Below are 13,991 nucleotides of genomic sequence, written 5' to 3'. Positions count from 1 at the left end.
CTCATATCCGTGCTACTCCTCATCGGGATACTCGCACTCTTCACCGGAGGGGCTGCACAGACGCACCCATCCGGGCAGAGAAAATCGTCAGCCGAGACGGATACACAAAGAAAAAAGGCGACCCGCAGAGCAGTTACACTGGCCGACGCAGTTCTCCCGTATCCCAACGGCGTAATGCACTACCCCGCCAAGAATACTGGCTACATGAACGTAGCCGGTTTCGTCAAACATGTCTACCAGAAAGACTACCAGTCCTACGAACGGGCATTCCTCGCCCACCATGGATTCACATCGGCATACTGCCGGGGCTGGATGGCTCCGGACGGTTTCGAGTCCGACATCTGGCTCGTAAGGTTCTCAACCGGCGGACAGGCTCGCTACGAATATCAAAGCGTAGCCTCCGCCTTCAAGTGGGAGAAAAGCCCTAATGTCGCATTCTCCGACCCAGCCGTAGCCGGGGAGGGGACGATGTCGCCAGAGAAAAGCAAGTTCAACAAAACAGTGACTCAAATAGCAGCCTCATGGGGCGACATGTTCATCTACGTCAAGACATACAGCCCCGGCGATCCCGACAAGATCGCAACCATGACGCTCATGCAGCAAGAAATGCAGCTCTTGATCCAGAAATCGCAGTGACCGGAAAATTTCCCGAAAGTCTGGCCAAGCAGTCCACCCAGGCAGAGACGGACATGGGGCGGTAGCCGCACGCTTCCGGCGAACCACTGCGTAGCCGCTTACAGGGCCCATGCCCGAGCGTAGCGTTCTGCGGAGTCCGTAGCGTCAGCCGATCGACGAGTATATGCGTTTTCCACGGAATCCCGCGTGCCAAAGATTTCCGATATAGGCAAACCTTGGGATGCGAGCAAAGCCGCTGTTCACGGCGGGGTGCTCCCAGGCGTGCAGGCATGTTCTGACTCAATCGGCCGCGGCCAGGCGCCAACCGGAATCTGCCAACGCCTCGGCGCGGGCCGCTACCACCGCCATGCGGGCCGCTCGCTCGGCTTCGTCGGTGTGGCTCGGCTGGGCCGTGGCCTGGCCGGGCCACTTGCGGTAGAGGAGGCCGTACTCGCGGGTGAAGTGGCCGGGGGAGACGGTGTTCAGGGCCAGGAGGAGGCCGGTGTCCTCGGAGGCGGGGAGGGCCATCCAGCCGCCCAGGGCGAGGAGCAGGTCGCGACGGACGAAGAGGGTGGCCGGGTGGACCTGAGCGCGGAAGCCATTCGCCTTCCAGTAGTCGACGACGGCGCCGCGGGAGAGGGGGCCGTCGTCCGGGTCGCCGTCGAAGCCGGCGGTGGAACCGTCGGGGAGAAGGTCCAGGACGCGGGAGGTGGCCCAGCCGAGTTCGGGGTCGGCTTCCAGGAGGGCCAGGTCGCGGGCGAGGGCGCCCGGGGTCAACTGGTCGTCCGCGTCGAGGACTTTGACGTACGGCCCGGAGGCGTACGCGAGGGCCATGGTGCGGGCGACCCCAGGACCGCCGGGACGGCCCTGGTGGAAGGTGACGCGCGGGTCGTCCGGGACGTGCGGCCGTACGGCGTCGCCGTACCCGTCCTCCTGGATGATCCAGTGCCACTCCCAGCCGTCGGGCAACTCCTGTGCGCACAGCGACGTGTAGGCGTCCGCCAGGTACGGCGTCGAGGGGGCGTGGACTGCGGTGATGACGTCGATCCGGCGGTCCGCCACGGCGGTCACCACCTTCCCAGGTCGGTGACGAAGGTCATCTCCGTGCGGTCGCCCGGCAGCCGGACGTAGGAGTGCTCGACCACGCGGCCGTCGGTGTCGTACGAGGTCTTGCCCAGCACGATGAGGGCCGTGCCGGGCGGCAGGCCGAGTTCCTCGGATTCCTCGGCGGTCGGGGGCCGGGCCGAGACGCGCTCTTCGATGCGGTCGAGTTCGATGCCGATGGTGAAGAGCTGGTTCTGCGTGCCGCCGGGCCAGGGCTCGTTGGTCGCGTCCAGGAGATCCGGGTTCACGGCGACCATGTCGCGGACGAGGTAGGAGGAGACGAGGTTGAAGGGGTAGTCCTCCGCCTCGTACCGAGTGCGGTATGACCGCTCCACCATCGTGGTGCCGACCGGGACGCCGAAGATCGCGGCGAGTTCCTCGTCGGCCTCGACCTCGTCGTACACGGCGTAGAAGACGAGGTCGTTCACTTCGAGCCCAGTGTCGTGCTCGGTCGCCCCGGTCTTCTTCCGCTGCTGCTCCGGCTCGCGGGCCCGGTCCTTCTCCCACTGGTGCCGCAGGTTCGAGCGGAACACGGGGGTACGGGCCTGCCGCACGAAGTTGCCGCGGCCGTGCTGCTTCTCGATCAGGCCCTCGGCCTGGAGGAGCCCGAGCGCTTGGCGGACGGTCGGCAGGCTCTTGTTGTACTCCTCCACGAGCGCCGTCTCGGAGGGCAATCGGTCGCCCGCCGCCAGCTCACCTGCGCGGATGCGGTCACGTAGATCGTCTGCGATCCGTTCGTACGCCTTCGCCATGCAGCTCACCGTCCTGATCATCGGCCCGCGCCAGCATACAACTCCTCAAGAGGACTTGACGACTTAAGGAGTCACGTGTCACAGTCGCTCCCGAACTCCTAAAGAGGACCTGAGGACAGGAATTCTTGATGAGTTGCCATGTCCAGAGCGTCCGGAGGGCCCGCGAAACGGTTCCTAAGGCAACGCCCGTTGCTTGAGAACTCCACAGAGCGCCTGAACGAACGAGTGCTTTTGATCCCGGCACGTCCGCCGCCCCGCCCCAGCGGTCGGTGGCCGCGCCGGAGGTCATGACCGCTCGTCCGTGATGAGCGGTCCCCACCACCCCAAGGAGGGACCCGATGCATCTCGCAGTCGGCGACGTGGTCCGTGACCGCACCGACCAGGCCCTCGGCACGGTGGCCGGCCTCGCCAGCCACCCCGACGGCCCCCTCGTCGCCTTCCAGGTCTCGTCCGACCTGCACCTCGCCGATCCGGGCGAGCTTGACCTCGTCGCCGGCGCTGCGGTTCCCGCCCACGTCCCGAAGGAACGCGGCTCGCGCGGCCGGATACGTCCTCGCCGTGCTCTTCGCCTTCGTCGCCGGCCGCTCCGCGCGCGAGGTCGGCGCCGACTGGCTGCTGGCGTTCCTTGCCGGTGTCGGCGGCTTCAGCGCGGTCACCACTGTCGTCCGCTGGTCGGCGCGTCTGGTGTCGCCGCGGCGGTTCCGCGTCTGAGCCGCCCAGCGGCCCCGCCTCCGTAGATGAGCAGGAGCGTTCATGCGTACGTTCACCCGTCGCTGCGGAAGTGCCAGCGACTTGGAGTTAGGAGAACTCCCGGGATGCTTCCGGGAGCTGTTCCGCGGCCCGCCCGGCGCGCATGAGTCCGCGGACGAACGGGCTGCCCGTCTGGCGGTGGCACGTGACGTGCTCGCCGAACTGCTGGACGCGGGCGATCACGACGACCTCGCCCTGCAAGACGCCTGGTACGCCGTGCGCCTCGGCGGTGCCGAACTGCTGCGCGGCGCCGCGGCCCTGGTGCGGGAGGCGGCGTGAACGCCTTCGCAAGCCTCTCCCGCAGCCCGGCCGCCGCGCTCGCCCTGATAGCGCTCGCGGCCTGGGCGGCCTGGCTCCTCGTCCGGCAACTGCGGCGCGGCACACCGGCGGTGCGTGTCGCCGCCCTTGCGGCGGCGGGCTGCACGGCGTACAGCGCCGACACCTCTTGGCGGTTCGCCGCCGACTACCTCGACATGGCGGGAGCCGCCGAGCGAGCCGCCATGTTCGGCGCGGCCGAACTCGCCCTGTTCGCCACCGCGTTGCTGGCCCGGCAGAACCTGAACGGGCCGAGCGCGGCTCCCGGGGTCCCCGGCGTGCTCGTCTGGGTGATCACGGGAGTGCAGATCATCCCCGCGTACGCCGAGTCCGGCCCGATCGGCGGCACCGTACGCGCCTTCGTCGGTCCGGTGCTGGCAGCACTGCTGTGGCACCTCGCCATGGGCATCGAGCTACGGCATCGCACGCCGGCCACGTCATCCAACGGTCTCGGAGCCCTTCTCGTAAGGGAGTTGCGGGAACGTCTCCTCTCCCGGCTCGGGATCGCCGAACGGCACCGCGACGCCGCCCAGATCACGCGCGACCGCGCCACCGTACGAGCGGTGGCGCTGGCCACCCGGCTCGCGGAGATCAGTCCGGTGCGGCGGGGGAAGCGGCGCGGTCGGCGGATCGCGCGACGGCTGTCCGTGGCCGTGGCCAAGGCGTCCGTCGGCACCGACGCGGATCAGCGCGGAAAACTGCTCGACCAGCTTGCGGCCCGCCGTCACGCGGCCGACCTCGCAACGGTCGCGCTGCCGTCTCCGTGGGCGGTGCGGCCGGACCCGACGGCGTCCGCGCCGGCTCACCACGTGCGCGCCCAGATGACACAGGCGACGGCGAACGCTCGCCACTTCCCGATGCCGCCGTTCACCGAACACCGCGCAGAGAGCCCGGCTTCAGGAGAGACGTGCTCACCCGGACGTTCACCCGCCAAGCTCGGCACCGCCGATGCACTGGCGGCCATCGAACGCGGCTGGACCGACGGCCTCACCGTGCGCGAGACCGCCCGCCGCGCCACCCGCGCCCCGAGCTACGTCCACAGCGTGTTCGTACGGCTCGACCGTGAACGCGGCCCCCGTCCGGTGAACACGCCGCGTTGACCCCACTCGCTTCGTGCCGCCCCATCACCGGGGCCTGGCCGCTGCTTTGGCGGGTAGGGCCGGGCCCCGGCGTCCCCTCCGTGCAGGAAGGAACCGCCAGTGAAACATGCCCGGCCCGACGACACACCCGTGCAGACGTCCTTACCGCCGCCCTACGCCGTGCCGTTGGTCGACAAGCCCGACGACCGCTCCGGACACGGCCTCACCGATCGCATCCACGGTGTGAAGCGCCGCCCGATCGTGCCGACGTGGGCGCGCTCGCGGCGAGACCTCCGTAGCTCTGCCCGGTGGTTGGGCGGATACGTCGGACACGTCAGCGCGTATCACGCGGTCCGCGTGCCCTGGTACGCCGTCCGCCTCTCCCTTCAAGCCCCGCGCGGCACCGCACGGTTCGTCGGTGGATCGCTGCGGTGGGTCGCCGACGCGGAAGGCGGCCCGCTGCGACAGGCCGCGGCCACGCGTGAAGACGTCGAGGAGTACCTCAAGCTCTCACGGCAGCGGGACCGCCGGGTGCGGTGGCGCACGGTCGTCGGCGTACTCGCCGCCGTCTTCGGGGCAGCGACGGCTCTCGCGCTGTACGTGCTCGCCCCGGCATGGGTGCTGGCCGTGGCCGGAGTGGTGCTCACCCTCGCCTTCGGCCGGCTCGGGCAGCCCGCGGACGCGCCGGTCATCCACAGGGCTGTGGACATCCCGCGGGCGACCAAGCTCACCAGCGACATCGTGCTGCGCGCGCTTGGCGCGCTCGGCATTCCCGCGATCAACCAGGCCCAGGGCAAGGGTGGTTCAGGCTTCTCTTTCACCGCACCCATCACCCGCGACGGCCCCGGATGGCTCGCGGAGGGCGACCTCCCCTACGGCGTCACCGTCGCCGATGTCCTCGACCGCCGCGAGAAGTTGGCGAGCGGGCTGCGACGTCCGCTCGGGTGCGTATGGCCGGAGGCGGTCCCGGACGAGCACACCGGGCGCCTGCGCCTGTGGGTTGGCGACCAGGACATGTCCAGGGCTCGGCAGTCCAAGTGGCCTCTCCTGGCTGCCGGTTCGGTCGACCTGTTCAAGCCGCAGCCGTTCGCCACCGACCAGCGCGGACGCTGGGTGGGCCAGACTCTGATGTACGTCTCCGGGATCATCGGAGCCGTCCCCCGGATGGGCAAGACGTTCCTCCTGCGCCTGGTCCTGCTGATCGCCTGCATGGACCTGCGCGCCGAGATCCACGCGTACGACCTCAAGGGCACCGGCGACCTCTCGCCCCTCGCCCGCGTCGCCCACCGCTACCGGGCCGGCGAGGAAGAGGACGACATCGCCTACGCGCTCGCCGATCTGCGCGAGCTGCGCGCGGAGTTGAGGCGGCGAGCCAGGGTCATCCGGGAACTGCCGAAAGACCTGTGCCCGGAGTCGAAGGTCACCTCCCCTCTCGCCGACCGCAAGTCGCTCGGCCTGCACCCGATCGTCATCGGCGTGGACGAGTGCCAGAAGTGGTTCGAACACCCCCAGCATGGCGCCGAGTTCGAAGAGCACTGCACCGACCTCGTCAAGCGCGGCCCCGCACTCGGCATCACACTGCTGCTCGCGACGCAGCGGCCTGACTCCAAGTCGCTGCCGACCGGTATCTCGGCGAACGCCACCGTGCGGTGGTGCCTCAAGGTGATGGGTCAGATCGAGAACGACATGGTCCTGGGCACGGGCTCCTACAAGCGCGGCATCCGCGCCAACACCCTCGCCTGGGCGGACAAAGGCATCGCCTGGTTCGTCGGTGAGGGTGCTGACGCCCGCGTCGTGCGCTGCGTCGAGGTCGACGCACCCACCGCCGACGCACTCACGGCTCAGGTCCACGAACTACGTGCGAGGGCAGGCCGGTTGAGCGGCCACGCTCTGGGCGAGGAAGTCGAGACGAGTGCTTCGGCGTCGTACGACCTCCTCACCGATCTTGTCGCGGCGCTACCGGCCGGCAAGGCGAAGGCGTGGAGCGAGGACATCGTCACCCGGCTCGCCGAGCTGCGCCCCGAGGTCTACTCGGGCTGGACCGCCGAGCAACTGGCCGCCGCCGTCAAGCCGTACGGCCTGCGCACTGTCCAGGTCTGGGGTACCGCCGACGGCAAGGGCGCCAACCGCCGGGGCCTCCGCCGTGCCGACGTCCTCAAGGTTCTCGCCGAGCGCGACGGTGACACCGCGGCCGCGTAGTTACGCGTAGTTCGGCATGCTGACCAGCTCGTGCGCGTCGTTACGCGTACTTATGCGTAATTGCGCGTAGTGCCCCCGGGGCCACCGGCCTAGCGCCGCGCCCCGCTAGGTCTAGCACCCCCGCTAGCGCCCCGCACCACCTCTGACCAGGCCGCTAGCTCCTAGCGGCCCTCGTTCCGCACGCCCTGATTCCGCCCTGGAAGGGGTTACGCATGCCCTCGCTTGCCGCCGCTATAGCCCTCATCGTGATCGCCGCCGCCTGCTACGCCGCCCTCTGCACCGCGAGCCCGCTCGGGGTCTGCCGCAGGTGCGGCGGGTTCGGCTTCAAGGTCCGGCAGAACCGACGCGGGCGGATCGTCCGCGGCCGGGAGTGCCGTCGCTGCCGCGGCTACGGACAACGCGTCCGGGTCGGCCGCCACCTCTACAACGTCGCCACGCGGCTCCACCGCGAAGGCACCCGCTGACCGCCTCAGCTCGCTCCTGAGAAAGGCACCCAGATGGCCTTCAGCATCTCCGCGCTCGTCCTCTTCGGCGCCCTCGTGGCCCTGCTCATCCGCTACCGCGCCCTCGGCGCCGGCGCCGCGGTCGTCGCCCTGCTCTTCGGCTTCTACCTCGCCCGAAGCGCCGCCGCCCCGTCCATCGACCAGATCATGTCCGCCCTCCGCGACGCCATCCCCGGCAACCACACATGACCACAAGGGAGTTCATCATGTGCGTCCCGAACATCACGCCCCGGCTCTCCCTGATGGCCGTCGGCGACCTCCGCGACGCTCTCACCGCCCTCGAACGCGGCCAGGGCCCCACCGCGATCACCGCGCTGATGTCCATCGACACCGAGTCCTGGCAGGCGATCGAGCACCGCCTCGCCGCCGTCGGCGGCGACTTCCGCCGCCTCCTCGAACGCGCCGGGCTCACGCCGGGCCCCGCCGGCCCCCTGGGCTGACGGCCCCCGGTGCGGCTCCAACTCCTCCCCGACGAGGTGCGTTGGAGCCGCTCCGAGGACCGGACAGCCCAGCCGCCCAACGGAGGAACCCATGCCCGCAACCACCCCGGAATGGCACCTCAGCCTCCTCGACAGCGTGCGCGCCCTCGCCGCCGCCACCGAGGAACTGCGCGCCGCCCACCAGCACGCCCGCCACACCGCCCGCACCGCCGACCCCGCCCGCATCATCCCGGTCCCCGGCCTGCTCACCGTCCCCGGCAACGCCGAGCCCGTCCGTCCCCACGACGAGGCCCTGTGGCAGCTCAGCGACCTGTACATGGTGCTCGAACACCACACCCACGGCCTCTACGAGAACGCGGCCCTCGGCTACGCCCACGGCACCGCCAACGCCATGTCCGCCGTCCTGCGCGCCGAACACCCGCACCACGCCGAACTCCCGCGCGACCGCAACGGCAACTACCGCCTCACCGCCGACGACCTCCCCGACCTCAGCGACTCCCTCACCGCCCAGGCCGGCGCCCGCGACCTCACCGACCTCCGCACCCGGCTCATCGCCTGCGAACAGGCCCAGGACACCGAAGAGGACGACGTGGAGACGGAGTTGTCGACCGTGCTCGCCGACACCGCCCACGCCTACGGCCAGCACGCCGAACGCGCCCTCCACCACCTCATCCACTACGCCGACACCCACGGCTTCCTCTGCGCGAGCTGACCCCGCGCCACCCGCCCAGGCCCCCGACGAACGGAGCACATGCCCCACACCCGCGCCATCCGCGCCCACATGATCCAGTCCTACGACGGCACCGAATGGCAGGTCTTCGTCGCACTGCCCGACGAAGCCCGCTGGCCCACCGTCCCTTTCCCCCTCACCGACGGCATCCCCACCCTCCGCGCCCGCACCAACGCCCTCGCCACCCTCGGCTACGCCCTCCTCGACGGCGAACACACCTGGGACTGGATGGAAACCGTCTTCGAGGGCGACCCTGACGGCACCGTCTCGCTCGTCGCCACCACCACCGTCGCCCCGACCCACCCCACCGCCGACGACACCTGACTCGGCCCGGAGCAGCGGCCAACCGGCCAAGGACGCCCGCTGCTCCGGCCTCCCGCCCCGCCAACACGGCACAGGAGGTGCCCCCAGCATGCCCTACCCTCCCAGCCCGCAACCGCCCATCGCGGCGCAAGCAGACGCCTTACGCGCCCTGCTCCACCTCATCGACCTCCACCCCCACCTCCCCGGCGCATACGTCGTCTCCCACAACCTGTTCCCGAACCAGGTCGACATCCAGCTCGACAGCCCCGGCGTCTGGGAGACCTGGCGGGAAACGCTCAACCTGGCCACCGAATCCGCCACGCACCGTGCCTCCGACACCAGGGAATTCCTGGAATGCGCGACCACCATCGGTGGCACCGCCATCCGCATCTACTCCGTCTTCCCCCGCGTCGACACCAGCATCCGGACCAGTCGCTTCCCCTTCATCAAGTCTGGGACCGAGGTGGTGTGACGTGACCACCCACTACCGGCGCCACCACCGCTCGCCCAAGGACGAGTTGCTGCCGCTGACCGTCGTCTTGGACGAGCTCGGCATCACGCGCGCTTCCTGGTATCGCTGGCGCAATCGCGGTCTGGGCCCGAAGGTTCACCGTCTCCCGAACGGTCACCTGCGGGTACGCCGCAGCGAACTCGACTCGTTCCTCCGTGAGATGGAGGAATCGTGACCGAGTGGAGTTACACCGTTCGGGTGTGGGGCATCCGAAAGCGCCCGTACCGCAAGCCGTACCAGCTCCGCTGGCAGGTCGGCATTCGGCCGCACTCCGAGTCCTTCCTGACGTCGGGGCTCGCGGAGAGCAGGCGAGCCGAACTCATCACCGCGGCGCGGGCCGGCGAGGCGTTCGACGTCGAGACCGGGATGCCCAAGTCGAAGGTCCGCAAGCAGAAGGACATTTCCTTCTACCAGCACGCCCGGAACTACGTGGACCTCAAGTGGGACCACGCCCCGGCGAAGACACGCACCGGGTACGCGGACACCATGGCCACGGTCGCTGCCGTGCTCGTCAAGGACACGAAGGGAATGCCCGACGCCAGGCTTGCGAGGCGGGCGCTCTACAGCTGGGCGTTCAACAAGAACCGCTGGGACACGGAGCCGCCCGAGGACATCAAGCAGGCGTTGGCCTGGTTCGCCAAGAAGTCCCTTCCGATGTCCGCCCTTGCGGAAGCGGCGACCGTACGCAAGGCCCTCAACGCGTGCGCGAAGCGCCTCGACGGCAAGACGTCCGCGGCGTCCGTCATCCACCGCAAGCGGGCCGTCTTCCACCAGGCCCTCGCTTTCGCAGTGGAAGCGGAGCTCCTCAATGAGAACCCTCTCCCGGCACTTCAGTGGAAGCCGCCCGAGCGGATCGAGGAGGAACTCGATCCGGAGTGCGTGCCGAACCCGGAACTCGCCGAGTCGCTGCTCGCGTCGGTGGCCGATCAGGGGGCGCGCGGGCGGCACCTCAAGGCGTTCTTCGGCTGCATCTACTACGGCGCCGCCCGCCCGGGCGAGATCGTCGGCCTCAGCCGTACCGACCTGAAGCTTCCCCGGCGGGGCTGGGGCATGATGCGGCTGCACGAAAGCCGTCCGCGGGCCGGCCGCCCGTGGACGGATTCGGGCGAGGCACACGACAGGAAAGGGCTCAAGCACCGCCCCCGCAGCGCCGTCCGCTGGGTACCGATCCCACCGGAACTCGTCGCCCTGCTCCGCTGGCACATCACCGTCCACGGCTGCGCGCCCGATGGACGCGTGTTCCGTACCACCCGCGGCGGCATCGTCCAGGAGAGCGGCTACGGCGAGGTCTGGCGCCGCGCCCGCGAAGCCACCCTCTCCCCCGACGAGCTGAAGACCAAGCTCGCCAAGCGCCCGTACGACCTGCGCCACGCCGCCGTCTCCACCTGGCTCAGCTCCGGCGTCGAACCCCAACTCGTCGCCCACCGCGCCGGCCAGAGTGTCGCCGTCCTCTTCCGCTTCTACGCCAAGTTCCTCAAGGGCGGCGACGACGAGGCCAACGCCAAAATCTCCGCCCGCCTCGCCCAACGGAAGCGACCGTCCTGACTGGGGCACCCGCTCCTCCCGCATCAGCAGGTCGGAGCGCCGAATCCCGTCCACGCCCCGTCCAGAGAAGCTGGTAGACAGCGGCTCAGGGCGGGGCTGAGCGAGACACGGCGCTCCCCCGCCCCACATACAAAGAGGGCCCCTCCCCCGCGCAAGCGCAGGTGAGGGGCCCTCTTCATGGTGTGGCGGCACGTGGATTCGAACCACGGTAGGCTAAGCCGACGGATTTACAGTCCGCTCCCATTGGCCACTCGGGCATACCGCCATGGGACGCGCCGCGGGCCGGCCTGGGAGGCCGGGGGTCGTGGCGACGGGGTAAACGATACCTGATGCGGAGGGGTGGTTCGCCACCGGATTGATCAGGGCACCGGGGTCCCGGGTGGCTAGGCTGGGCCGGTGGCGGTGCCGGGTTGGACCGTCGCCGATGTGCAGGGAACCGACGTACCGATGAACACAGTCAAGGAGCCCACTGAAGATGGCCGACTCCAGTTTCGACATCGTCTCGAAGGTCGAGCGGCAGGAGGTCGACAACGCCCTCAACCAGGCCGCCAAGGAGATCTCGCAGCGCTACGACTTCAAGAACGTCGGCGCGTCGATCTCGTGGTCGGGCGAGAAGATCCTGCTGGAGGCGAACTCCGAGGAGCGCGTGAAGGCGATCCTGGACGTCTTCGAGACGAAGCTGGTCAAGCGGGGAATCTCGCTGAAGTCGCTGGACGCGGGTGAGCCGCAGCTGTCCGGCAAGGAGTACAAGATCTTCGCGACGATCGAGGAGGGCATCTCGCAGGAGAACGCCAAGAAGGTCGCGAAGATCATCCGGGACGAGGGCCCGAAGGGCGTCAAGGCGCAGGTCCAGGGCGACGAACTGCGGGTCAGCTCCAAGAGCCGTGACGACCTCCAGTCCGTGCAGGCCCTGCTGAAGGGCAAGGACCTGGACTTCGCGCTCCAGTTCGTCAACTACCGCTGAACCGGGGGCCGACGACAGGTCGGTCGGGCGGCGGGGCCGACGGGCCCCTTGGCGCCCGCGGGACGACACGAGGCCGGCCGGGCACGCATCACCGCGTGCCCGGCCGGCCTCGGCGCTTTCCCGCCCCGCTACCGCGTGCTCCCGGCCTCTCCCCCGTCCCCGCCGGCGGCCTCCTCGGCGGAGGTCGGCCCCTCGCCGCCCGCACCCGCCGCGGCGGCCCCCGCGGCCTCCTCCTGCACCTTCTTCACCACCGCCAGCGCGTCGTCCACATGCGCCCCGACGTTCATCATCGACGAAAACGCGTGCCGGATGGTGCCGCCCTGGTCGATGACGAAGGTGATCCGGCCGGGGACGACGCCGAGCGTCGTGGCGCCGTACTGCCGGCGGACCGCGCGGTCGCGGTCGGAGAGCAGCGTGAAGGGCAGTTCGTACCGCCCGGCGAACTTCTCGTGGGACGCGACCGTGTCGGAGCTGACGCCGATCACCTCGGCTCCGGCGTCGGTGAAGCTCTCGTAGCCGTCGCGGAAACTGCACGCCTCGGCGGTGCAGCCGCGGGTGTTGTCCTTCGGGTAGAAGTACAGGACGACGGTCTTGTGCCGCAGTCGCTCGCTGAGCCTCACCTCCGCCCCCGACTGGTCGGGAAGGGTGAAGTCCGGTGCCTTGTCGCCGACTTGCAGGGTCATCGCGGTCTCCTCGGTAACGGCTGGACTAGGAGGGTACGGCGGCGCGGGCCGGGTGCGGGAGGACCCCCGGAAACGGGCGAGGCGCGCGTCGCGGGGACGCGCGCCTCCTCGTCGCTCGGTCACGGCCCGGATACCGGTGCTCCGCCCGGGCACGGGCACTCCGCCCGGGTACGGGCGCTCCGCCCGGGCACGGCTACTGCGCCCGGGTACGGGTACTCCGCCCGGTAGAGGCGCCCGGACCGCTCAGCGCGTGGCGAACGGCTGGTCGGTCGGCACGACCTCCCGGCCCAGCGGCATCAGCGACAGCGGGATGAGCTTGAAGTTCGCGATCCCGAACGGGATGCCGATGATCGTCACGCACAGCGCGATCCCGGTGACCACGTGGCCGAGCGCCAGCCACCAGCCTGCGAGGATCAGCCACAGCACGTTGCCGACCAGCGAGCCGGCTCCGGCGTCGCGCCGCTCGACCGTCGTGTAGCCGAAGGGCCACAGGGCGTAGAGGCCGATCCTGAAGGCGGCGATGCCGAACGGGATGCCGATGATCGTGATGCACAGCAGCAGCCCGGCCAGGAAGTAGCCCAGGCACATCCACAGCCCGCACAGGACGAGCCAGATCACGTTGAGGATCGTCTTCATCGGTTACCACCTGCCATCTCTTCCAGGCGCGCGATGCGCTCGGCCATCGGCGGGTGCGTCGAGAACAGCTTGGAGGCGTCACCCGGCCGGAACGGGTTGGCGATCATCAGGTGGCTGGTCGTCTCCAGCCGCGGTTCGGGGGCGAGCGGGCGCTGCCTGGTGCCGGCGTCGAGCTTGCGCAGCGCCGACGCGAGCGCCAGCGGGTCGCCGGTCAGGCGGGCGCCGGAGGCGTCCGCCTCGTACTCCCGGGAGCGGGAGACGGCAAGCTGGATCAGGGAGGCGGCCACCGGGCCGAGGATCATCAGCAGCAGCATGCCGAGGATGCCGGGGCCGTCGTCGTCGTCGGAGCGGCCGATCGGGATCAGCCAGGCGAAGTTCGCCAGGAAGACGATGACCGAGGCAAGCGCGCCGGCCACCGAGGAGATCAGGATGTCACGGTTGTAGACGTGGCTCAGCTCGTGGCCGAGCACGCCGCGCAGCTCCCGCTCGTCGAGGATCTGCAGGATGCCCTCGGTGCAGCAGACCGCCGCGTTGCGCGGGTTGCGGCCGGTGGCGAAGGCGTTCGGCGCCTCGGTGGGCGATATGTACAGCCGCGGCATGGGCTGCCGGGCGGCCGTCGACAGCTCGCGCACGATCCGGTAGATCTCGGGCGCCTCGAACTCGCTGACCGGGCGGGCGCGCATGGCCCGCAGCGCCAGCTTGTCGCTGTTCCAGTACGCGTACGCGTTCGTGCCCAGGGCGATGACGAGCGCCACGATGAGCCCGGTCCGGCCGAAGAAGCCACCGATGACCAGGATGAGTGCCGACAGGCCGCCGAGGAGTACGGCGGTCTTCAGCCCGTTGTGCCGGCGGTGCACGTGCG

The 13,991-nt window shown here is 69.8% G+C and carries 19 protein-coding genes and 1 tRNA gene; 14 read left to right on the top strand and 6 right to left on the bottom strand.

Translation table 11 applies throughout. The features are described from left to right. The first annotated feature begins 9 nt into the window (after positions 1–9). The gene (locus RVR_RS21865; protein ID WP_202235465.1) at positions 10–636 is read left to right on the top strand and encodes a hypothetical protein; all 627 of its coding nucleotides are present in this window, start codon (positions 10–12) and stop codon (positions 634–636) included. 279 nt (positions 637–915) lie between these two features. On the opposite strand, the gene RVR_RS21860 is transcribed toward RVR_RS21865, so the two are convergent. Continuing rightward, complete coding sequence (locus RVR_RS21860) at positions 916–1,686, bottom strand: glycosyltransferase family 2 protein (protein WP_202235464.1); 771 nt, start codon at positions 1,684–1,686, stop codon at positions 916–918. After that, the gene (locus RVR_RS21855; RefSeq protein WP_202238907.1) at positions 1,683–2,471 is read right to left on the bottom strand and encodes a GntR family transcriptional regulator; all 789 of its coding nucleotides are present in this window, start codon (positions 2,469–2,471) and stop codon (positions 1,683–1,685) included. The genes RVR_RS21860 and RVR_RS21855 overlap by 4 nt, the downstream gene beginning before the upstream one ends. Positions 2,472–2,951: 480 nt before the next feature. Between RVR_RS21855 and RVR_RS21850 the strand changes: the two genes are divergently transcribed. The 12 genes from RVR_RS21850 to RVR_RS21795 all read left to right on the top strand — a co-directional run bounded on the left by RVR_RS21850 (position 2,952) and on the right by RVR_RS21795 (position 10,846). Beyond that, complete coding sequence (locus RVR_RS21850; RefSeq protein WP_202235463.1) at positions 2,952–3,182, top strand: hypothetical protein; 231 nt, start codon at positions 2,952–2,954, stop codon at positions 3,180–3,182. 177 nt (positions 3,183–3,359) lie between these two features. Continuing rightward, positions 3,360–3,500: a hypothetical protein gene (locus RVR_RS21845; RefSeq protein WP_202235462.1), complete on the top strand. Its 141-nt coding sequence runs from the start codon at positions 3,360–3,362 to the stop codon at positions 3,498–3,500. Further along, positions 3,497–4,636 (top strand): hypothetical protein, encoded by a 1,140-nt coding sequence (locus RVR_RS21840; RefSeq protein ID WP_430393161.1) that lies wholly within the window; start codon positions 3,497–3,499, stop codon positions 4,634–4,636. Before RVR_RS21845 ends, RVR_RS21840 begins: the two co-directional genes overlap by 4 nt. Positions 4,637–4,765: 129 nt before the next feature. Next, a complete protein-coding gene (locus tag RVR_RS21835; protein ID WP_430393244.1) occupies positions 4,766–6,814 on the top strand; it encodes a cell division protein FtsK in 2,049 nt (682 codons plus the stop codon). A 245-nt stretch (positions 6,815–7,059) separates the two neighbouring features. After that, positions 7,060–7,278 (top strand): hypothetical protein, encoded by a 219-nt coding sequence (locus RVR_RS21830; protein WP_346731466.1) that lies wholly within the window; start codon positions 7,060–7,062, stop codon positions 7,276–7,278. 33 nt (positions 7,279–7,311) lie between these two features. Continuing rightward, complete coding sequence (locus RVR_RS21825; RefSeq protein WP_202235459.1) at positions 7,312–7,506, top strand: hypothetical protein; 195 nt, start codon at positions 7,312–7,314, stop codon at positions 7,504–7,506. 17 nt (positions 7,507–7,523) lie between these two features. Continuing rightward, positions 7,524–7,757 (top strand): hypothetical protein, encoded by a 234-nt coding sequence (locus tag RVR_RS21820; protein ID WP_202235458.1) that lies wholly within the window; start codon positions 7,524–7,526, stop codon positions 7,755–7,757. A gap of 91 nt (positions 7,758–7,848) precedes the next feature. Continuing rightward, complete coding sequence (locus RVR_RS38655) at positions 7,849–8,469, top strand: hypothetical protein (protein ID WP_202235457.1); 621 nt, start codon at positions 7,849–7,851, stop codon at positions 8,467–8,469. Positions 8,470–8,508: 39 nt separating this feature from the next. After that, positions 8,509–8,811 (top strand): DUF6303 family protein, encoded by a 303-nt coding sequence (locus RVR_RS21810; RefSeq protein WP_202235456.1) that lies wholly within the window; start codon positions 8,509–8,511, stop codon positions 8,809–8,811. 88 nt (positions 8,812–8,899) lie between these two features. Beyond that, positions 8,900–9,262 carry a hypothetical protein gene (locus tag RVR_RS21805; RefSeq protein WP_202235455.1) on the top strand — a complete coding sequence of 121 codons (363 nt, stop codon included), beginning with the start codon at positions 8,900–8,902 and terminating at the stop codon, positions 9,260–9,262. 1 nt (position 9,263) lies between these two features. Further along, positions 9,264–9,476: a helix-turn-helix transcriptional regulator gene (locus tag RVR_RS21800; RefSeq protein WP_237404891.1), complete on the top strand. Its 213-nt coding sequence runs from the start codon at positions 9,264–9,266 to the stop codon at positions 9,474–9,476. Further along, positions 9,473–10,846, top strand: a complete 1,374-nt coding sequence (locus RVR_RS21795; protein WP_202235454.1) for a tyrosine-type recombinase/integrase — start codon at positions 9,473–9,475, stop codon at positions 10,844–10,846. Before RVR_RS21800 ends, RVR_RS21795 begins: the two co-directional genes overlap by 4 nt. 183 nt (positions 10,847–11,029) lie before the next feature. Here RVR_RS21795 and RVR_RS21790 read toward each other — a convergent pair. After that, positions 11,030–11,111: transfer RNA gene (locus RVR_RS21790), tRNA-Tyr, on the bottom strand. Between the two features lie 210 nt (positions 11,112–11,321). On the opposite strand from RVR_RS21790, the gene RVR_RS21785 reads away from it, so the two are divergent. Next, positions 11,322–11,810 carry a YajQ family cyclic di-GMP-binding protein gene (locus RVR_RS21785; RefSeq protein ID WP_202235453.1) on the top strand — a complete coding sequence of 163 codons (489 nt, stop codon included), beginning with the start codon at positions 11,322–11,324 and terminating at the stop codon, positions 11,808–11,810. Between the two features lie 128 nt (positions 11,811–11,938). Here RVR_RS21785 and RVR_RS21780 read toward each other — a convergent pair whose 3' ends face one another. The 3 genes from RVR_RS21780 to htpX form a co-directional block, all read right to left on the bottom strand. Next, complete coding sequence (locus RVR_RS21780; RefSeq protein ID WP_202235452.1) at positions 11,939–12,493, bottom strand: peroxiredoxin; 555 nt, start codon at positions 12,491–12,493, stop codon at positions 11,939–11,941. Between the two features lie 243 nt (positions 12,494–12,736). After that, positions 12,737–13,129, bottom strand: a complete 393-nt coding sequence (locus tag RVR_RS21775; RefSeq protein ID WP_202235451.1) for a YccF domain-containing protein — start codon at positions 13,127–13,129, stop codon at positions 12,737–12,739. Further along, positions 13,126–13,986: a zinc metalloprotease HtpX gene (htpX, locus tag RVR_RS21770; protein ID WP_202235450.1), complete on the bottom strand. Its 861-nt coding sequence runs from the start codon at positions 13,984–13,986 to the stop codon at positions 13,126–13,128. The genes RVR_RS21775 and htpX overlap by 4 nt, the downstream gene beginning before the upstream one ends. Between the last annotated feature and the right edge of the window lie 5 nt (positions 13,987–13,991).

The sequence above is a fragment of the Streptomyces sp. SN-593 genome (assembly GCF_016756395.1).
GTDB lineage: Bacteria > Actinomycetota > Actinomycetes > Streptomycetales > Streptomycetaceae > Actinacidiphila > Actinacidiphila reveromycinica.
The sequence above is the reverse complement of the archived record's forward strand: the minus strand, read 5'-3'. Positions and strand labels throughout refer to the sequence as shown.